Below are 26,833 nucleotides of genomic sequence, written 5' to 3'. Positions count from 1 at the left end.
AAAATTGTCATGTAAGTGATATAGCGAAGCTGTATCCAGCCGACTGAGTAAGGCTTTTAAGCGTACAATTTAAAAAATTAACCGATACCTATCATGTAAGTGATATAGCGAAGCTTTATCAAGCCAGCTAAAAAATTAAATTAATTATCCCTCATAAAACTAAAATGGAATCTACAATTAACATCAGGCCCTCGTTCGCAAAAAAATGGTTTGTGATCTATACTCGTCCACGTTGGGAGAAAAAAGTTGACCGTTTGCTGCAAGAGCAAGGTTTCGAATCTTTTTGCCCTGTTCGTACTGTAGAAAATCAATGGGCCGATAGAAAGAAAATAGTTAGCCTTCCGCTTTTTACAGGATATGTATTTGTGAAAATAGATGAACGGGAAGGTTATAAAATCAGGTATACACTGGGTGTTTTAAACTTTATTAACTACATGGGTAAACCCGCTGTAGTTCGGGATAGTGAGATTGAAAAGTTAAAGCACATAATGGATACCTACAGTGATGTAGATGTAGTGAGTTTAACCGGTATTTCCAAAGGCGACCGTGTTCGGATCAGTAATGGTCTCTTCCATAACCAGGAAGGAGAGGTGATCCAGATTCAGGGCAAACATGTTTTAATGTCATTCGATCATTTAGACTGCGCTTTAGTTACCAGAGTGCCAATTAGCAACTTAACATTAACCGTAAATACGCAACAATATTATGTATAACGCTGAAGATAACCTGAAAATGGCGGTAATTGGCCTTGGCTACGTTGGCTTACCGTTGGCAGTAGAATTTGCAAAAAAATACAAGGTATTTGGCTTTGATATTAACCAGACTAGGATAGCAGAATTAAAAGCCGGATACGACAATACATTAGAAGTTGAGGAATCTGAATTGAATAAGGTTTTAACTTTCGAATGCACAACTTTAAAAGGCCTGTACTGTACCAATGAAATCGAAAAATTACGCAGCTCGTCGGTTTATATTGTTACAGTACCAACGCCTGTTGATAAAAACAACAGGCCAGATTTATCACCTTTAATTAAAGCGAGTGCAGTTGTTGCTAAAGTGTTAAAGAAAGGAGACATAGTGGTTTATGAATCAACTGTATATCCTGGCGTAACTGAAGACGAATGTGTGCCCGTTTTAGAAAAAGGGTCTGGTTTGGTTTTCAATAAAGATTTTTTTGCTGGTTATTCTCCAGAGCGTATTAATCCGGGAGATAAACAACACACCGTTGCCAACATCTTAAAAATCACATCAGGTTCTACTCCCGAAGCTGCAGAAAAAATAGATGCATTGTACCGTTCGGTAATTACGGCCGGAACTTATAAAGCTTCGTCTATTAAAGTGGCGGAAGCGGCAAAAGTGATTGAAAACGCCCAGCGCGACATCAATATTGCTTTTGTAAATGAACTAGCGATGATTTTTAACCAGATCGGTATCGATACTTCTGAGGTTTTAGCGGCAGCCGGAACCAAATGGAATTTCCTGAATTTTAAACCGGGTTTAGTTGGTGGACATTGTATTGGCGTAGATCCTTATTATTTAGCTCAAAAAGCACAGGAAGCTGGCTACCACCCCGAAATTATTTTGGCCGGACGACGTGTAAACGATGGAATGGGTAAATATGTGGCTGATCAGGTTATCAAAAAAATGATCGCTAAAAACATTCATATTGTGGGCGCAGAAGTGTTAGTGTTGGGCTTTACCTTTAAAGAAAACTGTCCTGATGTCCGCAATACCAAAGTAATCGATATTGTAAGGCGTTTGGAAGAATACAAAGTCAAAGTAACCATTCACGATCCCTGGGCAAATGCCGATCAGGCTAACCATAACTATGGTATTATCTGCGAAAATGGCTCGTCAAAAACCAGAAAGTACGATGGAATTATACTGGCAGTAGCGCACGAAGCTTTCAATAGTTTAAATATCACAACATTGCGTAAACCAGCATGCGTGGTATATGATATAAAAGCCGTATTGCCACAATCAATAGAAACGGTTCGATTGTAAGGTCATGAGTTTAACATATAAAGCGCGATCGGGCATTATATGGTCGATCGGACAGCAGTTTAGTGTTAAATTCATAAACCTGTTCGTTACCGTCATATTGGCCCGCTTATTAAGTCCCGCAGAATTTGGCTTAATCGCAATGCTCTCTATTTTTATCGCTGTTGGCAATTCGTTGATGGATAGCGGCTTAACCTCGTCGCTGATCCGTACAAGAATGGCGGGGCAAAAGGATTTTTCTACCATATTTTTTTTTAACCTGTTTGGAAGCCTCGTTGTATATGGTGTTCTGTTTTTTGCAGCACCGCTAATTGCCAGTTTTTACAGGCAGCCAACACTTACCGGTATTGTAAGGGTTTACGGATTAACCTTTTTAATAAATGCCTTTTTCAGTATTCAGAGTACTTTATTAACTAAGGAAATGAAATTTAAACTGCAAACGGTCATTCAGATACCTGCAGTAATACTGGGTGGTTGTTTGGGTATTTATCTAGCGAAAAGCGGTTATGGAACCTGGAGTTTGGTTTGGATGAGCTTGCTGAGTGCAAGTGTTTCTACCATCTTGCATTGGTTTTACTCAGATTGGCGACCAAGACTGATTTTTAATAAAAAAAGCTTTAGAAAGCACTTTCATTTTGGCTACAAGATGACGCTTTCTGGGCTGTTGGACACTATTTATCAAAATTTATACACCGTTATTATAGGGCGCTTTTACGCAGCAGCCCAATTGGGCTTTTACGCCAGGGCAGATAGTTTAAGTCAGTTGCCCATAGGGATTATTTCTACGGCAATTAGTAAAGTAACCTATCCTATGTTTTCGAACATCAGCAATGATGATGTAAAGCTTAAAATGGTTTACCGAAGGTTAATGCAGCAGGTGTTATTCTGGAATGCACCCATCCTGATTTTTTTAGCACTTATTGCCCAACCTTTAATCTCTTTGCTATTAACCGATAAATGGCTGCCTTCTGTACCTTATTTTCAGATTTTATGTATTGCTGGTATCCTATATCCCGTACACGCATACAACCTGAATATTTTAAAAGTTAAAGGTCGTAGCGGGCAGTTTTTGAAATTAGAAATTATAAAAAAGGTGCTAAGTGTAATCGGAATTATCTGTGTTATTCCATTTGGCATTATGGGGCTTCTATATTTTCAGCTCTTCTTTACTGTTTTTGCATACTATATCAATTCAACCTATAGTGGCAAATTAATCAATTATCCACTTAAAGAACAACTTCATGATATAGTACCTATTTTGATGTTATCTAGCCTATTAGGTGTAGCGTGTTATTGTCTGGATACCTGGTGTTTAACACATTATCACATCAACAATATTTTGCGTATTGCTGGTATAAGCGTCATCTATGGCAGTTTTTACCTCGGCATAAGTAGCAGCATCAAACTCGCTGCACTCCTTGATTTTAAACAATTAATCCTCAAACAATGATACCTGTAACTAAACCCTTTTTGCCAAAACAGGCAGATTTTAAAAGCTATGTAAGTAGCATTTGGGCCAGACAGTGGCTCACCAATAATGGTCCGTTAGTAAATGAGCTGGAGTTAAAGTTACAGCAATACTTAGCGCTGCCACATTTGTTATACGTAACCAATGGTACTATCGCATTACAACTGGCCATACAGGCGTTAGAAGTGAAAGGCGAAATTATTACCACACCATTTTCCTTTGTGGCTACCACCAGCAGTATTGTTTGGCAGGGCTGCAAACCTGTTTTTGTTGATATAGATGAAGATACCCTTAACATAGATCCCAATAAAATTGAAGCGGCCATAACGCCTAATACCTCAGCAATTTTAGCTACACACGTTTTTGGAAATCCTTGTGATATTGAAGCGATAGACCGTATTGCAAAAAAACATGGACTAAAGGTAATTTACGATGCTGCCCATTGTTTTGGTACAAAATATAAAGGTAAATCGATCTTCGCCTATGGCGATGCAAGTACAACAAGCTTCCATGCCACTAAACTGTTTCATACTATTGAAGGCGGGGCAGTTTTTACCCAAAATCCGGAAACCTTAAAGAGAATGGCGCTGATGCGTAATTTCGGTTATAGTGGGGTAGATACTTTTTCAGAGATCGGAACCAATGCAAAAAATTCTGAATTTCATGCTGCAATGGGGCTTTGCAACCTAAAACATATCGATCAGATCTTGAGTAAACGCAAAGAACTGTCACAGCATTACGAGATGCGCCTGAATAAAATTGAAGCCCAGTTTCAGGTTATTCAAGCCGATACGGAATTTAATTATGCATACTATCCCGTAATATTTCAATCCGAAGAGGTGATGCTTGATTGTATGAAACAGTTAGAATTGGTTCAGGTGTATTGCAGGCGGTACTTTTACCCATCGTTATCGGCCTTGCCATACATCGCTAAAGTAAATATGCCGATCTGTGATTCCATTTCTAAACGCATTATGTGTTTGCCACTTTACCATACTTTAACCAGTGCCGATCAGGATTTAGTGGTCAGGATTATTTTGAGAACTCAGAATTACCGCAAAAAACAAGTGCTTAAACTTGCTGATTACAGTACCATGGTTAATGGCAATATAGGCATGGTGGTTAACGGCAATTAATATTAGCTTCTATTATGAAACAAGACGATCCAGGTATAATGGTTAGCATTTTTTGCATCACTTATAACCACAGTAAATTTATTGCGAAAGCGCTGGATGGATTTCTGATGCAGAAATGCAATTTTAATACAGAAATTATTATTGGCGACGATTGCTCTACCGATGGCACCACAGAGATTATTGATGAATATGTTGCCAAACATCCTGATAAAATTAAGCGTTTAAAAGCACCAAAGAATATTGGTGCTACCCAAAATGTAATTCGGGTTGCGCTAGAAACTAAAGGTAAATACGTGGCCACATGCGATGGTGATGATTATTGGTTAGACCCATATAAACTCCAGAAACAGGTAGACTTCTTGGAGAATAATCCAGAATATGTAATGTGCTGCCATTATACACGCGAAATAAATTTTGACGATACTGAGCTGTTTTACATGGACTTTAATCCCGTTCCCCTGCAGTATAGCTTTAGCGATCTGATTGTAAACAGGCAAGTAGAAACCTGTACTGCAACTATTGTTTACCGCAACATTGAAGCCATTAAAAATCTTTATAAAAACGATTGGTTTTTAAAGTGTTATGCCTGCGATAAACTGTTGAAACTCTATTGCACTTGGGTAACAGGTAAAAAAATATACGTTTTACCCGAAGTAATGAGTTGTTACAGGCGTCACCCCGGAGGTATTTGGAGTCCGGTTGCTTATGTTCCATTAAAGAAGATGCAATTGAGCGATTTCTATATCATCATTAAAATTTTCACCTATACTGGTTTACAGAAAATTAAACTTTTAAACTTCTACCTCAGAAAATACTTCCTCTTCGAAGTGAAATATAAAACCTTTGGAAACGCTTTCCAGACCATTAAAACGATTGTAAATTAATTCGAAATGGCTACTAAATTATGCTTCGTAATCAACAGTTTAGAAGGAGGTGGTGCTGAGCGGGTAATTAGTAACCTGGCTAACCACTTTAGCGATAAAGATTGCAGTGTTACAATGATTTGCCTTAATACAGCTAAAGTTAAATATCAGATTAATAAACAGATTAAAATTGTAAATCTGGTAGAAAGAAAAGATAGTCAAAACCTCTTAAACAGGGTTAGGTATGCTTACTTGACTTTTTACAGATTGCTTTTTCTGTTAAAGAAAGAAAAACCAGATTGTACCATTTGTTTTATGACATCGGCTAACATTTGGGCAGGTTTATGTTGTATGATTTTAGGTTTGCCTTATCTGGTTTCTGAAAGAACCGCCCTAAATAGTACCATACAACAATACAACAAATTACTACAGTGGTTTATATTTCATATTTATAGAAAATCAAAAGCCATTGTGCTACCAGCTTTTGGGATGTTTAAAGGATTTAAAAGAATTAAGCAATTCGAAAAGCTGGATAACTTTAAAACAATACATAATCCAATCCATCACTTTTCTCGTTCAAACGCAGGCGCTGTTCATGGTAAACGATTTATACTCTCGGTTGGCAGGCTATGTTATGAAAAAGGCTTCGATCATCTTATTGAGGCTTATAGCAAACTGGAATTGGCTGATGTTGATCTTTTAATTTCTGGAGAAGGGCCAGACAGAGCAAATCTCGAAAGGCAAATTGCCGATTTAAACCTAACAGATAAAGTTAAGCTGATTGGTTTTAAATCCAATCTGCAAGACTATTATACGCAGGCCGAGGTGTTTGTGCTTTCCTCCAGAAATGAAGGTTATCCCAATGTACTGGTAGAGGCCATGGGAATGGGCTGTGCTTGTGTAGCAATGAACTGTGAGTTTGGCCCTTCAGAGATTATCGAACATGGAATTAACGGACTTCTGGTTGCTGATAAAGATATAGTAGGACTTTCATTGTCTATTGATAAAATACTTAATAACAGTGATTTAAAAAATAAATTTTCAGAAAAAGCAAGGTCGATCAACGAAACAAATTCTATTGAACGCATTTCTGCCAACTGGGAGCAACTCATCATGTCATGATTAAGAAAATAATGTTTCTCTTTTTGTTGTTTGCCTATGTTTATGCAACAACATTCAACATCTTCATGACCGGGGTTTTCAGAATTCCGGCACCAATAGTTTTCCTGGTGCCGTTAATCTATTTCTATCGGACTGAAGAAACAGGGTTCCTATATGGAAAAGAATTATTTGTTTTCTTTATTGCAGCCCTGTTTTTTTACCTTATAGGTCAGGCAGATGTTACTGGTTTTTTTGCCTTATTAATTGTCGCGGCTTGCTTTGCTTTATTATTCAACTACGTTATCGGTACCAATTTAAAGCGAATGAATATCGCAATTGGATTTTTCTTCGGCATATTGTTGCTCTCGGGAATCATCATGTTTATCGATCATGAGTACAATATGGCGCCTGTCCGTTCGCTTTTAGTACAGGAAGACGTATTGCAGGCACCAGCAGGTATATCGACCACTATTTTTACTTTCGGCTATCAGATGGCTGCTTTAACACCTTTTCTTGTGATTAATGCCATTCTGTTTAAAAGAAGCTGGCTAATTAATCTTCTTTTATTTGGTTTATCGCTCTCTCTTATCTTCTTTGGTATGCAACGGTCGGTTTTGGTCGCTTTTGCAGTTGTAACCGGATTATTTTTTTTAAGCTATTATAAAGCCAAGTCCATTTTAATATTTGGTGTGTTTTGCGCAATATTTTTTATCGCACAAAGCTCAATTGAACAATTTTCTGAAGGTAAAAAGCAACAGAATATTTTAAATAAAAGTGCAGAAAATGCAAGAGGTAAGGAAGAGCGAGGCGATTTAATGGGAGAGAACATCCAAATTATAAGCGAATATCCTCTTGGACTACTGTTTTATGGAAAAACCTGGAACGATGTTGTGCAACACAACTTTGTTTACAAAAAAGGGCCTATCGTTATTACATCCCATAATGCCTATTTAATGTTTATTACTTATTTGGGGCCTTTGCTGGGTTTTATTTTGCTTATTTTATTATATCGAAAAGTAGGGAAGATCATTTTTTATGCTTTTTTGCACATCAAAGATAAGAAAAATGCACTCCTCGTCTGTTTAAGCTGTTCTTTTCTAGCTATTTCCATCAATTCATTTTTTCATAACGAATGGCTTCTGGCAACGAGTGGCCCAACATTATTCCTATACTTTGCCATTCTACAACTCTCCAAAATTAAAATGGAAGACCCCATTTTGGTTGAATATAATTAACACAATTAAATTGACGAATATGAATATCCCATTCTCTCCGCCTTTTATCGATCAAACTGTGGTTGATCAGGTATTGGAAACACTTAACGACAAATGGATTACCACAGGGCCAAAAGTGAAAGCCCTTGAATATGAAATTAAGGCGACAACTGGAACTGATGAGGTGATCTGTGTAAATTCCTGGACATCAGGTACTATTTTAATGTTAAAGTGGTTTGGTGTTAAAGCCGGCGACGAAGTAATTGTACCGGCATATACCTATAGTGCCACGGCATTAGCTGTTCTTCATTGCGGTGCAACTCCGGTTATGGTTGATGTGCTTGAAGATTTTAATATCGATCCTGAAAAGGTTCAGGCGGCAATTACTTCAAAAACCAAAGCGATAATCGCAGTAGATATTGCCGGCTGGCCGTGTGATTATACTGCTCTAAAAGAATTAATTAATCGTGTTGATATTAAGAAAAAATTTAAATGCCAGTCAGATAAACAATCTTTGCTTAAAAGAATATTACTGATTTCGGATGCTGCCCATTCAATAGGCAGTTTATATTACGATAAACCGGCTGCACAGATGTGCGATGTAACGATATTTTCGTTTCATGCTGTTAAAAATATTACAACAGCCGAAGGAGGGGCAATCTGCTTAAATCTCCCGGCTGCATTTAATCCTCAGGAGGAATACAGCTACTTAAAAATGTATACGCTTAATGGTCAGGACAAAGATGCGCTTTCTAAATCAAGAGGTGCTGGCTGGCGGTACGATATCTTGTTTCAGGGACTAAAGATCAATATGCCTGATATCTGCGCTGCAATTGGTTTAGCACAGATCAGGAAATATAATCAGGATCTTTTACCTCAGCGTAAGAAAATTGCGCAGCATTACTGTGATGGCTTTCAGCACGAAGATTGGTTTATTGCACCACCTTTAGTGAGTACGCAACGCGAATCCTGTTATCATCTTTTTCCCTTGAGGGTTAAAGGTTTAACCGAGATACAGCGAGATCAGATCATTGATGACCTGGCATCTTTGGGGATTGCGAGCAATGTTCATTTTATCCCGATGCCAATGCTTACGCTCTTTAAAAACCTCGGTTATAAAATTGAAGATTATCCAATGGCCTATCAGAATTATGCCTGCGAGATTTCTCTCCCCATTTATCCGCAATTAACAGCTACAGAAGTAGAATTTATCATCACTTCGGTAATCAGCTGTGTGCATATTCAATTAAATAGCCATTTAGAAATTGAAGAAGGTGGCTTTTCAGGACATAAACAAATGGCAGTAGCATCATGAAAATAAATAAGAAAAGAATATTCGATGTGGTTTTTGCAACGCTTTGTTTAGTGTTGTTCAGTCCGATTTTAATCTTGATTGCTATCCTAATCAAGCTAGACTCGAAAGGTCCTGTTATTTTTAAACAGATCAGGGTTGGACGGAACATGAAAGATTTTCATTTGGCAAAGTTTCGAACCATGTATGTTACACAGAGCAACAATAGCTTACTTACCATCGGGAACAGAGATAACCGCATTACAAGGTTAGGGTATTGGTTAAGGAAATACAAGTTAGATGAATTGCCTCAGCTATTGAATGTTTTAAAAGGGCAGATGAGTTTTGTTGGACCAAGACCAGAAGTTAGAAAATACGTGAATCTCTACAATGAGGAACAACGTTACGTTTTATCCGTTAAACCGGGTATTACTGATTGGGCATCGGTTGAGTTCTGCAATGAAAATGAGCTGCTAAAACATGCCGAAGATCCCGAAACTTATTACATCGAAAGGATTATCCCCGCAAAAATTAAACAGAACATGAGGTATATCAATCACAACGATATCCTTACCGATTTCAAAATTATTTGGTTAACGATTAATCGGATTGTCATCAACTAATATAACATGTACGCTCCACAAAAAACTATTAAAGAAGAAGTTAAGCTTAAAAAGAAAGTTTTCTTTGTACTCAGCTCATTAACTTCGGGCGGCTCAGAAAGGGTGTTCTGGAATTTGGCCCAGGGATTTAACAAAGATAAGTTCGACGTCACCATTGTGATTTTAGATTCGACCGTGAATTGTTTCTCGATGGACCTGGAAGCTGTTCGTTTTATTGATCTAAAAACCAAAAAAGCCTCTAAATCTTTTTTTTCACTTTATAACTTGCTAAAAAAAGAAGCGCCTTATGCAGTTTTTTCCACTACCGATCACATCAATATATTAGTCTCACTGGTTGGGCGGTTTTTAAAAATCCCGATGCTTATTGCCAGGGCTTCTAATATTCCACACGAACAAAGATTGTTTGAAGGATTTAAGTCGAGGTTTTACGAACTTTTTGCCAGCGCAAGTTATCGGGGTTACAAACAGATCGTTTGCCAGTCGGAAGAAATGAAACAATCATTGATTGATACTTATAATGTTAATCAGGAGCTGATTAAGGTAATTGCCAATCCAGTATTGAAAACCAATAAATTAAAAGAGGTTAAAGTGCCTGATAAGGTATATAGATTATTGGTTGTGGCCCGTTTTGCGCTGGAAAAAGGTTTGGAGCGACTGGTTGATATTATGGCACATTTGCCCGAAAATTATCACCTCGATTTCGTGGGAACAGGAGTACTAAAAGATCAGATTAACTCCAAAATTAAGGACCTGCAGCTCGATCACAGGCTCAAAATTTTAGGAGAAATTAAAAACATTCACGAAGTGATGATTCAGCACGATTTAATGGTGTTGAGCTCTTATACAGAAGGTTTCCCCAACGTGGTTTTAGAAGCGCTTACCGTAGGCTTGCCGGTGGTAACCTTTAGAGTGAGCGGCATTCCGGGATTAATTATCGATGGCTTTAACGGTTTTGTTTTAGAACAGGATGATCTGGCAGGCTTTAGGCGGCGAATTATCCAGGCCTGCACTCAAGGCCAATGGAACCCGGCTGAGATTAGGAGAAATGTATATCAGAAATGTGCGCTTGATAAAATCAGCGCTCAATATGAAGAATTAATCAGTTAACAATCTAAAATATATCGCTATGTGTGGAATATACGGCACAACCATACCTTACTCGAACGGAACTATCCGTGAGAAAATGGCAAGAATCAATTTTCGAGGCCCAGATTATACAGGCGTTCAACGTTACGATCAGGTTATTTTTGCGCACAATAGATTGGCCATTATCGATCTGGACGCACGCTCCAATCAGCCCTTTTCGTATTTGCACCTCCATATTGTTTTTAACGGAGAAATATACAATTACAAAGATATTAGGAAAGATCTCGAACGGAAAAACTACCAGTTTAACACCAGTTCTGATACCGAAGTAATATGTGCAGCTTATCTTGAATATGGTGCCGATTGCTTAACCCGCTTTAACGGGATGTTTGCTTTTGTAATTTATGATACCTATAAAAACGAACTGTTTGGTGCCAGAGATCGCTTCGGTAAAAAACCTTTTTATTATGCACACGATCATTCATCGTTCGAATTTGCAAGCCAACCCTCACAAATTAATATTGCCAGGAACCTAAGTGTTAACGAAGAAGCCATTAATCAATACTTGATTTGGGGTTATGTACCAGAGCCTCAGTCTATTTATACAGCGGTAAAACAATTGCCGGCAGCCAACTATTTTAAATACGACCTTAAATCTCATAAGCTTAAAATTACAGAATACTGGACCTTAGATTATGGTTGGAAGAACAAGTTTGAAGGGAGTTACGAAGAAGCTAAAGAGGCTTTAGCACTTATTTTGGCCGATGCGGTTAAAATCAGGATGAATGCTGATGTACCATTGGGTGTGTTTTTATCCGGTGGTATAGATTCATCGTTAATTGCGGCTATGGCCACAAAAGAAATCGACCAGGTTAAAACATTCTCTATAAAATTTAATGAAAAGGGTTTCGATGAAAGTGCTTATGCCAATCAGGTTGCTAAACACCTAGGTACCGACCATTATACTATTGAGTGTAATTACAATGATGGCATTGACTTAATTGAAAACTTTAACCGTTTTTACGACGAGCCTTTTGCCGATTCGAGTGCAATACCTACCATGTTGCTCAGTAAAAATACCAGGAAACATGTAACCGTTGCCTTAAGTGGCGATGCTGGCGACGAAGCTTTTTTAGGGTACCACCGTTACAAATGGATTAAACAGGTAAACGGTCTGTTCTATGCGCCACATGGCATTCGAAAAGCATTGGCAGGCTTAATTAATCAATCGCCGAGCTATCGCCATAAATTAATTGCCATGGGCTTATCTATGGAAGATGTAGAAAAACTATATGTAAAGATGTTTGGCAACATGGAAAATTCGTGGGTAAAACAACCTGATCTGGCCAAGTATAATCCATTGATGCATATTTTAACCAATCCAGCTAAACCTTTGTTAGAACGGATTTCTGATTTTGATATTAAAACCTATTTAAATGGAGATATCAATACAAAAGTGGATCGCGCTTCAATGGCTTTTTCGCTTGAATCGCGATCACCTTTAATGGATTACAGAGTAATAGAGTTTTCGAGAAGCCTGCCCACAGCATTTAAATACACCAATGGAAACCAAAAACGGATATTAAAAGATTTATTGTTCGATTGTGTGCCTGCACACATGTTCGACAGGCCAAAAGCTGGCTTTACCATGCCATTTCAACACTGGTTCAGAAATGAATTGAAAGATTATGTGATGGATAATTTATCGGTCGAAAACCTAAAAAACATCCCTGGCATCCATTTGAAAAGAACACAAGAAATTATCAATGAACATATGACCGGAAAGTGGAACAGGTATCCTCAGATCTGGAAATTGCTTGTACTCTCTCAATGGTTAATTAAAAATAAATCGATTGCAGATAAAGTTTCATTAGTAGCATGATAAGATGAATGCAACAGTTAACCTCTTTAATAAAATATTCGCAGCTGATAAATGGAACATTGGTTTTGTTTATCAAACGCCAGAAGAGCTGATCAGCACAAAAAAGCTGGGTGCGGCTATAAACTGGTTGCAAGAAGATAACATCGATTATGCTGCTGATCCTTTCGTAGTGCGTATAAATGATGCACCAAGGATCTATTACGAAGAACTGGATTTTTGGAAAGGGAAGGGCGAGATTATGATGATTGATGAGTTCGACTTCAAAAACAAGAAGAAAGTGCAGGGCATAAAGCCCGATGCGATCCATTTATCTTATCCATATCTTATTGAAGAAAATGATTGTTTATACTGCATCCCGGAAACGTCAGAAGCGAAAGAAATAGCACTTTATCAGGTTAATAACGAAAACCCCAGCCAATTAACCAAAATAAAAGTGTTGGTTAGTGGAAAAGCTTTTGTAGATAGCTCGATTATTTATCATGAAAACAGATATTGGCTTTTTACCAGTGTATCGGGAGATCACAATTGCCTGTACATTTATCATTCAAAAACTTTAAACGGTCAATATACCGGGCATTATCAGAACCCAATTCCGGTAGAAAAAGAATTCTGCAGGGCTGCAGGGAGTTTATTTAAAGTTGGCAAATCACTGTATCGACCAACACAAAACCCCATTAACCGCTACGGAGGCTCAATTATCATCAATGAAATTGAAACACTCAATGAAAAAGAATTTAAAACAGCCTATAAATTCGAAATATTACCAGATAAACCTTACAATAAAGGGCTCCATAACATCAGTTTCGCCAATAATATTATTGTAATAGATGGCAAGCGGAAAGTATTAAGCTGGATGATGCCATTCAAAAAAATTATCCGAAACCTTAAAAGGAAATAAATCGCCATTCGAAATGACCACAGTAGAAAAAAGAATGATTTTCATTTCGTTAACCGACGCCCCCAATGGTGCTGAAAATGTGTTGCTGATGATGGCAACCGCTGTTAACGGCGAAATGTACTTTTTAAAGAAACATGCTTTTACCGGGCTGAAAATTTCTGAAGGGATTTTCAAAAAATATTTAGCTAAAAAAACAATTTTTTGGGGTTTTGTAAAACTGATACCCTTACTCCGAAAATATAAAAAGGATGATGTGATCATGAGCACGCACCCGTACCTAAATGCTTTTTTGGGCTTTTTAAAACGGATAGGTTATCTCAGATCGAAATTAATTGTCCGCGAGTGCACTTCTGTTTTTACCCGTTTTACCGGAATTAAAAAACGCATTTATCAGATCATTTACCGCATGGGTTACCCGGCTGTAGATTTAGTGGTTTGCCAAACTGCGATAATGAAAATACAACTGCTTGATCATAATAGATTTTTATCGGAGCGCAAAATATTGGTTCAACCCAATCCCGTCGATTTTAATAAGATTATCGCTAAATCTGATCAGCCTCTAATTAATGGCGATGCCAAACTCGATTTTATCTGCTCTGCAGGGAGGTTGATCCCAGAAAAAGGATTTCCGATTCTGATCAAAGCTTTTAAACTGATCAAACATGAGCACCCCAAACTGAAATTACTGGTACTGGGAGAGGGAAAAGAAAGAGCATCGTTAATTAATATTATTCAGAATAATAACTTAAGCGATTCGGTTTTTTTAAAAGGACAGATAGATAATCCGGCTCCTTATTTTAAACAGGCCAAACTTTGCGTAGTATCGTCTATAAAAGAAGGTTTTCCAAATGTGCTCTTAGAAATGATGTCGGTAAACAGCGCAGTCGTATCTACACTTTGTGCAGGTGGCATCGGCGAAATCCCGGCTATTGCCAAAGTTGAAGTAAACAATGTAGAAGCCCTTGCCAAAGCGATGGCCGAAAAATTGAAACATAACCAAAATCCGGATGCCGAAAGGGCAATGCAGTATCTGTACAGCCGTAGGCCAGAAATATTTGCTCAATCTATTCTAAACGCTTTATACCAGCAAAACTAAAACCCAAAATATAGACAAATCATTACCGCATTTTTTTTGATGGGATGTTTTGCTGTATCCTAAAAACAAACAATCAAGCCTTTTTCGAGGCCATTCTTAACTGTTTCTCAAACTTAAATTTTATGAAAATTTTAATTACCGGTACAGCCGGATTTATTGGCTTCCATTTGGCAAAACGCTTATTGGAAAGAGGAGATGTTGTTGTTGGCATTGATAACATCAACGATTATTATGATGTGAACTTAAAACATGCCCGCTTGGCTCAAACTGGTATTAATCATACCGATTTGGTTTACGGAATTCCTCAGGTAAGTAATAGATATGAAAATTACACTTTCATAAAGTTGGATATCTGCGATAAAGAAAGTTTAGAAAACTGTTTTAAAACCTATAAGTTCGATGCGGTTTGTAATTTGGCCGCTCAGGCAGGTGTACGGTATAGTTTAACCAATCCGGATGCCTATATCGAAGCCAACATTAAAGGTTTCTTAAATATCCTGGAATGTAGCCGTCATTTTAAAGTTGGCCATTTATTGTATGCCAGCTCTTCGAGCGTATATGGATTAAATAAAAAAATGCCATTTTCTGCTCATGATAATGTAGATCACCCGGTTTCATTGTACGCAGCTTCTAAAAAAAGTAACGAATTAATGGCACATGCTTATAGCCATTTATTTAATCTCCCAACCACTGGTTTACGTTTCTTCACAGTTTACGGTCCTTGGGGCCGACCAGATATGGCTTTGTTCTTGTTTACAAAAGCAATTTTAGAAGGCAAGCCCATCGAAGTTTTTAATAACGGGGAAATGAAAAGAGATTTTACCTACGTAGACGATATTATTGAAGGTATTGTAAGAGTTTTTGATCAACCGGCACAGGCAAATCCAAACTGGAATAACCAAAACCCTGATCCGGCTACATCTGCAGCACCTTTTGCCGTATTTAATATCGGTAGAGGAGCACCGGTTAACTTGTTAGATTTTGTCGAAGAAATCGAAAAAGAGACCGGAATAACGGCCCAAAAAATATTCATGCCCATGCAAGATGGCGATGTGGCAGAAACATCGGCAGATATCGATGACTTAAAAAACTTGTTAAATTATGAACCATCTGTTTCTGTGCAAAAAGGTGTAAAGAATTTTGTGAACTGGTTTACAACATTTTATCACCCAAATTTACAGTTGAAACCAAAAACAGCTGTTATTGCAATTTAGTTTGTCATGTTTGTGTAAACTAGATGTATTATAAATTTTATTAAACTGAATTATTAAACTGTCATTTTACTATCTGTAAGCAATTGGTTTACAGTATAAGTAATGTCGAATATTAAGCCTATTATTTAATTATCAGCGTTTTAACTGCATTTTATTAGATGTACTCATTTATCGCATATAGCGTTAAGTTGTAAATTTAAAAAAAATAAAAATGCAGAGAATGACAAAATTGTTTAAAAAAGTGAGTTTAATTGGTTTAATGTTAACGACAATTATCTTCTTTAGTAATTGTAAAAAAAGTGTAAATGCTAATGACACATTAGTCGACAGTACAGAATTGTTTTCAAGCGATTCTACCTCAGTGTTAGCTGCTGTAAGTGGCAGTACAGGTAAACTAAGCCTTATCGGTGTAAAATCTGAAGGAGGGTATGCATATAAAATTTCACAATCCATTTCTGGTGGTGACAATGCTACTTCAAAAGAACAGTCGATTTTAAGATTGTTTGAAAACGGAGTAGAACTAGGTCCTGCACATAGCGTACACGATGACATTAGGAATTTAGGTAAGGGAAGGTTTAGCCATTGGGGAACTACGGTAATATTTTCAGCGTCTGACAATACCGACCCCAGAACTAACGGTCGTTCTTATACTTATGTAATGGGTGGTACAAGTGCCATTCTACCTCCAACAGAAACGGTAACTCCGCCCGCAAATATAACCATTAATGCAGCCTTGGTAGGTTATGCTCTTGTAAATGGTAAAACAACAGGCGGCCAGGGTGGCGTAGAAACTACAGTAACCACACTTGATCAACTAAGAGCAGCTGTTGGTGATAACATTACACGTACTATTTATGTGAGTGGTACCATTAAAGGCGCTGGTAAAGATATTGTTTATGTAAAATCAAACAAATCTATTATTGGTAGATCTGGTGCTGTTATTGAAGGTGTGAATTTATTTATTTATACAGTAAGCAATATTATAATCCAGAATATTACTTTTAAAAACTACGTAGAACAGGCTGCAGTACAAATTAAAGAAGCTGCTCACCATATCTGGGTAGATCATTGCGATTTCTCTACAGATCGTACGCATGGTTGGGAATATTGGGGTAAAGACATTACCATTACCAGAGAATCTGATTATGTAACGGTTTCTTGGAGTAAATTCCACGATACCAACCTATCAGTATTAATTAGTGGTGGTATCGAAGGTCACGAAGCTGATAAAGGTAAACTACATGTAACCATGCACCACAACATGTGGTACAATATTACCGAAAGAGAGCCATCAATGAACTATGGAAGTGTGCACATGTTTAACAACTATCACCTTAACAACTCTGGTTACTCTATTGGTACAAGAGCAGGGGGTATAGTAAGAACAGATAATGAGTATTTCTCAAATTGTGTTAAACCATTAACTACAAAAGTGGCAAGTGATCCGGAAGGATATTTTAGCGGTATTACCACCAATATTTACGATAAATGTGGTGCAAACAATATAACGACGGCAGTTTCTACCTGGATTCCAGAGTATGAGTACAAATCATTCCTTAATGATGCAGCGAGTGTGCCTGCAATCGTAACGGCGAATGCAGGTGCCAGGTAGGTAAAGCAAAACCTTCATATTTTTTCTGCAATAAGCCACCTGGATAGGTGGCTTTGCAGTTTAAATCAAAATTTTGACATGATGAATACAACTAGAAAAAAGATTTTTATCGTCTGCGACTCTTCCAGATCCCTGCTCGATTTTAGAGGCAAGCTGATCGAAAAAATGCAGCAACATAACCAGGTTTATGTGTTTACGCCTAAAATTGAACAAGAATCGGTTCGAAGTAAACTGAAAAAGCTGAATGTAATTACCTACGAAAGTAAATTAGATGGTAGTAATGTTTCTATCTTATCCGATTTAAGGTTTATCTTTTCGTTGTATAAACTCATCAGGCAAATAAAACCTGATATTTTTTTCCCTTACACCTTTAAACCTGTTATTTACGGCTCTTTTTTAGCCAAATTATGCAAGGTTAAATTAATTGCCCCCATGCTTACCGGCTTGGGTTATAACTTTACCGATAATTCTTCCAGTAATAAACTAATTGTTAAAATAACCAGGTTATTACTAAAGTTGAGCCTGAAGCCCAATCCACGTTTAAATATAATTTTTCAGAACAAAGATGATTCTCAGCGTTTAATCGATCTGAAGATCCTGAATAAAAAACACCAGGTTTATGTGGTAAACGGATCGGGTGTAGACTTAAGTCATTATCACTACTCCAAACCAAGTACCTCGCCCATAACCTTTTTAATGGTATCAAGGCTCATTAATGCAAAAGGCATTAAAGAATATTACGATGCCGCCAAATTGATTAAACAACGTTTTCCACAAGCCGTTTTTAAACTCATTGGACCATATGATCCGAACATTGACGCCATTACACCCGAGCTGTACCAGAAAATTGCGAGTGGAGATACGATTCAATACATAGGGCAGGTTGATGATGTACGGCCGGATATTGAGCGCTCTTCGGTAATGGTGCTCCCTTCTTATTATGGAGAAGGCGTTCCACGCTGCGTGCTCGAAGGAATGGCCATAGGCAGGGCTGTGATTACCTGCGACTCTGTAGGATGCCGTGAAACCATTAATAACGACCCTAAGCAGGCCAATGGATTTCTTATCCCAGTTAAAGATGCTGGCGCACTAGCCAATAAAATGGAATACTTTATTAATAACAGTGATGATATTATTGCTTTTGGAAACAAAGGACATGAATTTGCAAAAACAAAATTTGATGTGGATATCGTTAATGCAGCACTCTTTAAGATTATGCATTTACAGGCTTAACCAACCTTTGCACATCAGTAACTAACCAATAAATAAACTAAACCTAAAATTGTGAACAATACATTTATCTACAAACGAGCCACTTTAGCCGACTTTAGGGAAGCTATTGATGAATATGGATGGGTTGTATATGAAAAAGCAATCAATCAGAAATTAATTTCAGAAATAACCACTGGTTTTGAAACTTCTTATCTGTTAAGAAGAGAAATACAGGTTTTAAATGGAATTGAAGAAAATATGGAGGGAACATTACATCATTTGCTTGAGAAAGATAATTTCGCTATTGAGCTTTTGAGTAAATTGTACTGCCACAGGGAAATCCGTGATTTTTTGGGCGGAAACTATATTCTTAACGGAATAAATGGAGTGATTAACAGCAAGAAGACTAAATCTTATATCCAGGATATCCATCGCGATGTACGCACATTTTCCGCTGAATCTAAATTTATGATCCAGATGATTATTGTACTTGATGATTTTACCATATTTAATGGCGCCACACATTTTTTGTCGGGCTCTCATAAATTGGATATCAAACCCGAGGAAAAACACTTTAAAGCTTTCGCTAAACAAGCTATTGCCAAAAAGGGAAGCATTATATTATTCGATTCCAACATCTGGCATGCAGGTGGTATCAACTTCACCCGCAAGCAGCGCAGAGCCTTAACCCTAGGTTTTACAAAGCCTTACATTAAACAACAATTCGATTACCCCAGATTTTTAGGATATGAATTTGGCGAAAAAATAGATAGCGATTTAAGGCAGATTATTGGTTACAATGCCAGGGTACCGGCCAGTTTACAGGAATATTACAGACCTGTAGAAAACAGAATGTATAAAGCAGACCAAGGGTAGAGAATAAAACGATGGAAAGAGAAACGCACTCACCCAAAACTATTGGCGGCTACATCCCCCTCGAATTATCAAAAGGGGAGCTTTATTACCCTGATTTAATTGCACTTAATACAGGCAGAAATGCACTCGAGTATGTGTTAAGGACAAGAAAATATTCCTCCATATATCTTCCATACTATACCTGTGAGGTTTTGTTAGAACCGCTCCAAAAACTAAATATACCCTATCACTTTTACCATATAGACGAAGATTTAGATCCGGTAATAGATTTTGAAATAGGCGAACATTCCTGCTTACTTTACACCAATTACTTCGGAGTTAAATCGGAAACTGTTAAAAAGCTAGCTAAAAAAATCAAGAACCTGATTATCGATAATGCGCAGGCATTTTTTTCTAAACCGGTAAACAATTGCGATACCTTCTACTCATGCCGCAAGTTTTTCGGCGTACCCGATGGTGCCTATCTTAATATCTCTAACACATTGGGTTTAAATTTAAAACAGGATCAATCAACAGATCGCTTCGCTCACCTGATTAAAAGTATCGATATCAATATTGAAGAAGGATATGCAGATTACATAGAAAACAACAAGCAACTATGCAATAACGAAATCAAACAGATGTCGGTATTAACTAAAAACATTCTTTCCAGCATTGATTACGATAAGTGCGCAGATATCAGAAGAAAAAACTTTGCTTATCTGGATCAGCACCTGGGGCAGGAAAATATCTTGAGGCTAAATTTTTCAGGAGAAGATGTACCGATGGTTTACCCGCTCCTGGTGGAAGATCCCTCTATCAAACAACAGCTCATCAATCAAAAAATATTTGTAGCCACCTATTGGCCTAATGTTTACGAATGGGCACACGTTGATAGTTATGAATACTTTCTGACTAAACATCTTGTTTCGTTACCAATTGATCACCGCTACAGCATAGCGGATATGAAAGTAATTGTTAAAGCCTTAAAACCGCTCATATGAACACTCAAATTTACTTAAGGCCGTTAGCGTTAAAAGATGCTGATGTGTCGTACAAGTGGAGAAACGACCCTGAAGTATGGTCGTATACCAAATTTGTGTTAAAAGATCCCATTACGGCAGAGGTTGAAAAACAATGGTTGTTAAATAAACTAAATCTGGCCAATGAAAAACGTTTTGCCATCTGCGTAAAAAATACGAATGAATATATAGGTAATATCCAACTGCTCGACATCGAAAACGAGAGCGCAGAATTTCACCTCTTTATCGGCGAAAAGAAATACTGGGGAAAGGGTATAGGCTATAACGCTTCTTTGATGTTGTTAAAATATGCCTTTTATAACCTTAACCTTAAACATATTTTCTTAGAAGTACATTCAGATAACCTGGCTGCTTACTCTATTTATAAAAAAGTAGGTTTTCAGCCTGTTTCACAACAGGAAGATTTCATAAAAATGGTAATTAATTCTTCTGTTTTACTTACCTAAAAATGAACTGCTTACTTTAAATCTACCCTAATTTAATAGCTTAAAATGAGAAAGATTATTACAATTGACGATAAACAAGAATGGTCTGCATATGTAAAACGTGCTTTGCATTACGATTTTTATCACACCTGGTATTATCACGCTTTAGATAAAAGTGGTTTCCCTATATTGTTTGTGTATGAAGAAGGAGAGAATTACATTGCCTTCCCACTTTTGAAGAGAAACATTCCCGGTTCCGATTTTTTTGACTTTACATCGGTTTATGGATATACAGGGCCCATTTCAAATATGGACTTCAATGCTTTGGACGATGATTTTATGGAACGCTTTAAAAATACATTCATAGCGTTTCTTGAAACTGGCCAGAATGTAACTGTTTTTTCCAGATTGCATCCGTTTTTTAATCAGGAAAGGTTAATGGAGAAGTTTTCAGGCGTATATGCCAATGGGAAAACAGTGGCAATCGATTTAACCACAACCATTGAAAATCAACGGGCGGGCTACCGAAAAAGCGTAAAAGAAAAAATCAGACGGTTGAGAAAGCGTAATTATGAAGTCCGAATTTCGACCGATATTAACGACACAAGCATTTTTTCTGAAATATATACCGAAAATATGATTCGGATAGGCGCAAAAGACCTTTACCTTTTTAATAATGCCTATTTCGTTGCGCTACTTTCTTCTGATGAATTTGATAGCAAGCTTTTTTTGGTGTATAAAGATGGAATAGCCATATCTGGCGCCATAGTAGTTTGTACCAAAGAAATTATGCAGGTGCACCTTTTGGCTACCAGAACCGCTTACCTGTTCGAATCGCCAGCTAAATTATTAACTGATGAAATTACCATAATTGGTAGGCAATTAGGATATAAATATTTTAACCTGGGTGGGGGTGTTAATTTTAAAGAAGACAACCTTTTTGGCTGGAAGATGGGTTTTTCTAATTTATGCTTCGAATTTAATAGCTGGCGGTATATTGCCAATAACGAATTATACAATACACTTTTAAACGAAAGATCGCTTGATCCTTTTTCGACCGTTGATTTTTTTCCACTCTACCGTAGTCCTGTAATTGCTTCGTAATTAATTATTATTTCTTTTAATGAAATGGATATGCTGATTGAAAATAATGCTAAAGGCACTACTTTGCAATTAACTTTAAAACAGAAGGATGATTGGGTAAAGTATATTAGCTTAGCTGCTGATTATGATTTTTATCATACATGGCATTACCATGCTATGGCAACAAACGGAAGGCCCATTTTGTTTGTGTATTGCGAAGTCAATAATTTTATCGCTATCCCTTTATTGGAACGTGCAATCCAGGATACACCATATTACGATCTGCATTGCGTTTACGGTTATTCAGGCCCTGTTTCTAACCTGAAATTTACCGATATGAGCGACAGTTTGAAAGAGAATTTTCTAAGTACTTTTTCCGCATTCTTATATAATGGCAGCTACGTTTCTGTTTTTTCCAGGCTTCACCCTTTTTTTGATCAGAATATACTGTTGCAAAAAACTGATGGCATGTATGAAAATGGAAAAACAGTTGCTATTAACTTACAACAAGGTATAGAAGAGCAACGGAAACAGTATAGGCAAACAACGAGAGATAGCATTAAGAAATGTAGAAAGTTTGGTTATGTTGCCGTAGAAGCTACCGCTCAAGAAGATATCGCTGCTTTCACGAAGCTCTATCAATCTAATATGAACCGTATTAGTGCTACTGATTTTTATCTTTTTACCGAAGAGTACTTTACCAAGCTTGTTCAGGCTACAGAATTCGACTGTAAGTTAATCCTGGTTTATTCGAACGATGATTTAGTTTGTGGCAGTATCATTATGTGTACCAAAGGCATTATAGAGGGCCACTTGATTGCCACTAATGCCAATTATCTTAAAAATTCTCCAGCTAAATTTTTGGTTGATGAAATTAGTGAGTTAGGCCGCAAATGGAAAATGAAATACTATCATTTAGGCGGCGGACTTGGTTTTAAAGAAGATTCGCTCTTTGAATGGAAGCTTGGTTTTTCAAATATGGTTTTAGATTACTACAGTTGGCGTTTTGTTGCCAATAAGGCTGTTTACAACCAGTTAGTTGAAAAATCGGGTAACCAAATACATACAGGTGTTGACTTTTTCCCTCTTTATAGAATGATACCTCAATAAACTTTTAACAAATATTTAATGATTCTCAATTATGAAAAATTTCTTTTTTCCAGACAGAGCACACTCAAGGTGGTTAATTTTATTGATTGATCAGATGATCGTTGTATGGACATTGTTTATATCCATCGTATTAACCAATACATTAAACTACGCCGACGTTTTTAACTCAGGTAATGCTGTATATGTGGCACTTTATTGTTTCATCGCTGCAGGTGTTTTCATTTCATTAAGAATACACACCGGTATTATCCGCTATTCCAATACCGAAGATATTTTGAGGGTTTTCCTTGCGGTTTTTGTAACCAGTTTACTCTTCGTTAGTGTAAATAAAATACTCTCGCAACGTTTTCAACTGCTTTGGCACCAAATGGATAAAGCATTAATATTGAACTTTTTTATCTCCTCATCGCTGCTTATTCTCATGCGAATTTTGGTAAAAGGAGTGTTTTTGTTTTTTAAAGAACTTAAATCAGAAACCAAAGAGAATATTCTGATTTATGGATCCGAAAAAAAAGCAATCCTGATCAAAAAAGCAATAGAACAGAATGGAGATTCTAACCTAAGCATCATTGGCTTTATTGATGACAACAGAGATCGGGTTGATAAATACCTCGAGCAGAAAAAAGTATACCACTCTTGCTCAGTAGCGTTATTAAAAGAAAAACATAATATAAAAAAGATACTTTTTGCAGAAGATGCACTAAACACTTTAAACAAAAAGAAAATTATCGATATCTGTGTTAACGAAGGTATGAAAGTAATTATGGTGCCACCATCAGATAAATGGTTGTACGGCAAGTTGGATTCGCACCAATTACGCGACCTGAAAATTGAAGATTTGCTGGAGCGTGAACCGATTAAGCTCAATAAAAAGAATATCCTGAAAGATTTAAGTGGAAAATGTATTTTGGTTACAGGTGCTGCGGGTTCCATCGGATCGGAGATTGTTAGGCAGGCCTTACAGTACAATCCTAAATCTGTAATTCTCTGCGACCAGGCAGAAACACCGCTTCATGATTTAAAACTCGAACTGGAAGACAACTTCCAGGACGCGAACGTGAAGATATTTATGGCCAATGTGCAGAATTTAAACCGGATCAGAACATTATTCGAACTCTATAAACCTGAAATTGTTTTCCATGCTGCGGCTTACAAACATGTTCCTATGATGGAGAATAATCCAGCTGAAGCCATTTTAACCAATGTGCTGGGCACTAAAAACATGGCCGATATATCAATGGAATTTGGCGTAGAGAAGTTTGTAATGATTTCTACAGATAAAGCTGTTAAGCCAACCAATGTAATGGGGGCATCTAAACGTTTGGCCGAAATTTATATTCAGTCACTAAACAGTCCGGAGATTATATCAACTGGCGAAATTACCACACAAACTTCGCGCACCCGTTTTGTAACTACCCGTTTCGGAAATGTTTTGGGCTCAAATGGCTCTGTTATTCCAAGATTTAAAAGCCAGATAGAAAAAAGAGGTCCTATCACAGTAACAGATCCAGAAATTACCCGGTACTTTATGACGATTCCGGAAGCCGTTCAATTGGTAATGGAAGCCGGAGCAATGGGCAAAGGAGGAGAGATATACCTTTTCGATATGGGTAAGCCAGTTAAGATTGTCGATTTAGCTGTAAATATGATCAAATTAGCGGGTTTAACGCCTTATGTGGATGTCGATATTGTGTTTACCGGCTTAAGGCCAGGAGAGAAGCTGTATGAAGAACTTTTGCTTATCGATGAAGAAATTATACCCACACATCATCCAAAAATTAAAATATCACAAAAAGTAGCTTACAATTATCTGTACGTTAATCAAATTATTAAAGATCTGATTGTACTCAATAACGATGGCAACGATTTGAATATGGTGAAGAAAATGAAAGAAATTATACCCGATTACATCAGTAATAATTCAAGATTTGAAGAGTTAGACCTGTTGGTTGCCAATTGATCACCGTAAAAATACCCTAATGTAATTATTTTACTTTTGTTCTTGAAATAATTATTAAATTGCATTAAATAGTAATAGTCGTCCCAGATTGTTGATCGAATTTAAATGTTTATTTTAAATTAAATTAACTGCTATGAGTTTAAATGTAGGCCAGGTTCTTGAGCGTGTTGTACGCAGAGACAGAATGGGAATAAGTGAATTATCCCGGAAATTAAATGTAAGTAGAAGAACTATTTACAATTGGTTTGATCAGAAAAGTCTAAACCCTGAAATTATTTGGAAAGTGGGTACCGTCATCGGTCACGATTTTTCTGTTGAATTACCCGAAACTTTTGCTAAAAACAGTAACTATATCCATGAGGCCTTTGATGCACATACAGGTGATCAAACCAAAGGTGATGCGAATTCTGTATACTTCTGGATGAATAAATACATCAAGTTACTTGAAAAATACAACGAAATATTAAGCAATAACAACATAGAAAAGAATGTTTCGGAAACGGTTGCACATCATACTATGCCAAGAAATAACAATCGGTCTATTTCTTAAGTCATTGCCGGTATTCTAATTTGTTTTAAACCGATATCTTCTTAGGGTTTACCATCCGGTGAACACTCCCTTTTTTATAGTATCTCTCTAAATAATTCGCCATGAGCACGCTCTATGGTGATGGATTTCTATTCACTAAAATTTCGAAATCATGAAAACAATTAACGCATTAACTCTACTGTTACCATTGTTTGCCTTTCAGGTCGCCAAAGCACAATCGCAGGTTTATGGTGGTACAGGTATTCGGTACTCAGTTGGCATCGAAACAGGTTTGGCTACTGGCTATTTGGCCAAAAAGTACGAAGCACCGCTTGGCGTTTCCGTTCAGGCAGAATTTCCAATCACCGAAAGCATCTTATATGCCTCGGTAAATACCGGATTCAATAATATTTTTGTATCGGGCAATTACTCCCGCTTGGTTGATGATTTACAGCTTGTGCCGGTTAAAGCGGGCTTAAAATATTTCTACAGAAGTAATCTTTATCTGCAGTCGGAAATAGGTTTCTCTTTCCTCTTAAATAAAACAAATTGTGTGGAGGGCAAAAAAGCAGCATTTGTATACGCACCGCAGGCAGGAATGATATTTTATCTGCACAACAATAATTACATCGATGCAGGATTACGCTATGAAAGCAATGGCAAATTCTATCACTGCGACCATACGAACAACTTTGTTGGCTTCAGAATCGCCTGGGGCTTCAGTTTATAAACGGGTATTCCTTAGTAGTCATCTTTAATAAGCTTCATAAATGAAAGCAAGTATACAATACAATACGTTGAACGGATTGTGGATCCTTTTTATTGACTGTAAATATGAGGATTCTCCGAAATACATTAGGATGATTACGAAAATTATAATCAAAATGTTATCTGGGACCATCATTCCAGGCAATCGGCGAAGGGTTAGATCTGGTAGGCATTACCTGATTCATGAGCACGTTGTAGAATTACACACCGACGAATGGTTCCCATTGGTATTGGCAAGTGAAAAAAAAGAGCTGTTAGAAGGAATTAAATCCATTTTTCTGGATATGAGCGGGAAAAAATAACCCGCCCAATCTATTTTATCGATCAAAAATACGGGAAGGTTGCTCCGAAAGGAGTAGCCTT

At 37.2% G+C, this 26,833-nt stretch carries 25 protein-coding genes; all 25 read left to right on the top strand.

Annotated features, from left to right (window positions below):
• The first annotated feature begins 164 nt into the window (after positions 1-164).
• The 25 genes from AC07VK_RS06170 to AC07VK_RS06050 all read left to right on the top strand — a co-directional run bounded on the left by AC07VK_RS06170 (position 165) and on the right by AC07VK_RS06050 (position 26,772).
• Positions 165-713 (top strand): UpxY family transcription antiterminator, encoded by a 549-nt coding sequence (locus AC07VK_RS06170; protein ID WP_492959079.1) that lies wholly within the window; start codon positions 165-167, stop codon positions 711-713.
• The gene (locus AC07VK_RS06165) at positions 706-2,004 is read left to right on the top strand and encodes a nucleotide sugar dehydrogenase (protein ID WP_492959077.1); all 1,299 of its coding nucleotides are present in this window, start codon (positions 706-708) and stop codon (positions 2,002-2,004) included. Before AC07VK_RS06170 ends, AC07VK_RS06165 begins: the two co-directional genes overlap by 8 nt.
• 4 nt (positions 2,005-2,008) lie before the next feature.
• Complete coding sequence (locus AC07VK_RS06160; RefSeq protein WP_492959075.1) at positions 2,009-3,451, top strand: lipopolysaccharide biosynthesis protein; 1,443 nt, start codon at positions 2,009-2,011, stop codon at positions 3,449-3,451.
• The gene (locus AC07VK_RS06155; RefSeq protein WP_492959073.1) at positions 3,448-4,605 is read left to right on the top strand and encodes a DegT/DnrJ/EryC1/StrS family aminotransferase; all 1,158 of its coding nucleotides are present in this window, start codon (positions 3,448-3,450) and stop codon (positions 4,603-4,605) included. Before AC07VK_RS06160 ends, AC07VK_RS06155 begins: the two co-directional genes overlap by 4 nt.
• Before the next feature lie 14 nt (positions 4,606-4,619).
• Entirely contained in the window at positions 4,620-5,489 is an 870-nt protein-coding gene (locus tag AC07VK_RS06150; RefSeq protein WP_492959071.1) for a glycosyltransferase, read from the top strand.
• A gap of 6 nt (positions 5,490-5,495) precedes the next feature.
• Positions 5,496-6,590 carry a glycosyltransferase family 4 protein gene (locus AC07VK_RS06145; protein WP_492959069.1) on the top strand — a complete coding sequence of 365 codons (1,095 nt, stop codon included), beginning with the start codon at positions 5,496-5,498 and terminating at the stop codon, positions 6,588-6,590.
• The gene (locus AC07VK_RS06140; protein ID WP_492952250.1) at positions 6,587-7,804 is read left to right on the top strand and encodes a hypothetical protein; all 1,218 of its coding nucleotides are present in this window, start codon (positions 6,587-6,589) and stop codon (positions 7,802-7,804) included. Before AC07VK_RS06145 ends, AC07VK_RS06140 begins: the two co-directional genes overlap by 4 nt.
• 19 nt (positions 7,805-7,823) lie before the next feature.
• Positions 7,824-9,098: a DegT/DnrJ/EryC1/StrS family aminotransferase gene (locus AC07VK_RS06135; protein ID WP_492959067.1), complete on the top strand. Its 1,275-nt coding sequence runs from the start codon at positions 7,824-7,826 to the stop codon at positions 9,096-9,098.
• Positions 9,095-9,697: a sugar transferase gene (locus tag AC07VK_RS06130; RefSeq protein ID WP_492952252.1), complete on the top strand. Its 603-nt coding sequence runs from the start codon at positions 9,095-9,097 to the stop codon at positions 9,695-9,697. Before AC07VK_RS06135 ends, AC07VK_RS06130 begins: the two co-directional genes overlap by 4 nt.
• Positions 9,698-9,703: 6 nt before the next feature.
• Positions 9,704-10,804, top strand: coding sequence for a glycosyltransferase (locus tag AC07VK_RS06125; RefSeq protein WP_492959065.1), 1,101 nt, complete (start codon positions 9,704-9,706; stop codon positions 10,802-10,804).
• Positions 10,805-10,823: 19 nt separating this feature from the next.
• Positions 10,824-12,665, top strand: a complete 1,842-nt coding sequence (gene asnB, locus AC07VK_RS06120) for an asparagine synthase (glutamine-hydrolyzing) (RefSeq protein ID WP_492959063.1) — start codon at positions 10,824-10,826, stop codon at positions 12,663-12,665.
• A gap of 4 nt (positions 12,666-12,669) precedes the next feature.
• Complete coding sequence (locus AC07VK_RS06115; protein ID WP_492959061.1) at positions 12,670-13,563, top strand: glucosamine inositolphosphorylceramide transferase family protein; 894 nt, start codon at positions 12,670-12,672, stop codon at positions 13,561-13,563.
• A gap of 13 nt (positions 13,564-13,576) precedes the next feature.
• A complete protein-coding gene (locus AC07VK_RS06110) occupies positions 13,577-14,659 on the top strand; it encodes a glycosyltransferase (protein WP_492959059.1) in 1,083 nt (360 codons plus the stop codon).
• A 122-nt stretch (positions 14,660-14,781) separates the two neighbouring features.
• Positions 14,782-15,873: an NAD-dependent epimerase gene (locus tag AC07VK_RS06105; protein ID WP_492959057.1), complete on the top strand. Its 1,092-nt coding sequence runs from the start codon at positions 14,782-14,784 to the stop codon at positions 15,871-15,873.
• 220 nt (positions 15,874-16,093) lie between these two features.
• Positions 16,094-17,485 (top strand): pectate lyase family protein, encoded by a 1,392-nt coding sequence (locus tag AC07VK_RS06100; protein ID WP_494939787.1) that lies wholly within the window; start codon positions 16,094-16,096, stop codon positions 17,483-17,485.
• A 78-nt stretch (positions 17,486-17,563) separates the two neighbouring features.
• The gene (locus AC07VK_RS06095) at positions 17,564-18,718 is read left to right on the top strand and encodes a glycosyltransferase family 4 protein (RefSeq protein ID WP_492959053.1); all 1,155 of its coding nucleotides are present in this window, start codon (positions 17,564-17,566) and stop codon (positions 18,716-18,718) included.
• A 51-nt stretch (positions 18,719-18,769) separates the two neighbouring features.
• Positions 18,770-19,573 (top strand): phytanoyl-CoA dioxygenase family protein, encoded by an 804-nt coding sequence (locus tag AC07VK_RS06090; protein ID WP_492952260.1) that lies wholly within the window; start codon positions 18,770-18,772, stop codon positions 19,571-19,573.
• A gap of 11 nt (positions 19,574-19,584) precedes the next feature.
• Positions 19,585-20,556: a hypothetical protein gene (locus AC07VK_RS06085; RefSeq protein WP_492952261.1), complete on the top strand. Its 972-nt coding sequence runs from the start codon at positions 19,585-19,587 to the stop codon at positions 20,554-20,556.
• The gene (locus AC07VK_RS06080) at positions 20,553-21,041 is read left to right on the top strand and encodes a GNAT family N-acetyltransferase (RefSeq protein ID WP_492952262.1); all 489 of its coding nucleotides are present in this window, start codon (positions 20,553-20,555) and stop codon (positions 21,039-21,041) included. The genes AC07VK_RS06085 and AC07VK_RS06080 overlap by 4 nt, the downstream gene beginning before the upstream one ends.
• A gap of 45 nt (positions 21,042-21,086) precedes the next feature.
• Complete coding sequence (locus AC07VK_RS06075; RefSeq protein WP_492952263.1) at positions 21,087-22,124, top strand: GNAT family N-acetyltransferase; 1,038 nt, start codon at positions 21,087-21,089, stop codon at positions 22,122-22,124.
• A gap of 30 nt (positions 22,125-22,154) precedes the next feature.
• On the top strand, positions 22,155-23,213 hold the full coding sequence (locus AC07VK_RS06070) for a GNAT family N-acetyltransferase (protein ID WP_492959051.1): 1,059 nt from the start codon (positions 22,155-22,157) through the stop codon (positions 23,211-23,213).
• A gap of 31 nt (positions 23,214-23,244) precedes the next feature.
• Positions 23,245-25,173, top strand: coding sequence for a polysaccharide biosynthesis protein (locus tag AC07VK_RS06065; RefSeq protein WP_492959049.1), 1,929 nt, complete (start codon positions 23,245-23,247; stop codon positions 25,171-25,173).
• Between the two features lie 133 nt (positions 25,174-25,306).
• Positions 25,307-25,723: a helix-turn-helix domain-containing protein gene (locus AC07VK_RS06060; RefSeq protein WP_492952266.1), complete on the top strand. Its 417-nt coding sequence runs from the start codon at positions 25,307-25,309 to the stop codon at positions 25,721-25,723.
• Positions 25,724-25,874: 151 nt separating this feature from the next.
• Positions 25,875-26,432 carry a hypothetical protein gene (locus tag AC07VK_RS06055; RefSeq protein WP_492952267.1) on the top strand — a complete coding sequence of 186 codons (558 nt, stop codon included), beginning with the start codon at positions 25,875-25,877 and terminating at the stop codon, positions 26,430-26,432.
• 40 nt (positions 26,433-26,472) lie between these two features.
• Positions 26,473-26,772 carry a hypothetical protein gene (locus AC07VK_RS06050; protein ID WP_492959047.1) on the top strand — a complete coding sequence of 100 codons (300 nt, stop codon included), beginning with the start codon at positions 26,473-26,475 and terminating at the stop codon, positions 26,770-26,772.
• Positions 26,773-26,833 lie beyond the last annotated feature (61 nt).

The sequence above is a fragment of the Pedobacter sp. GW821-FHT01D05 genome, from assembly GCF_059422505.1.
This window is presented reverse-complemented; position numbering and strand designations above follow the sequence as displayed.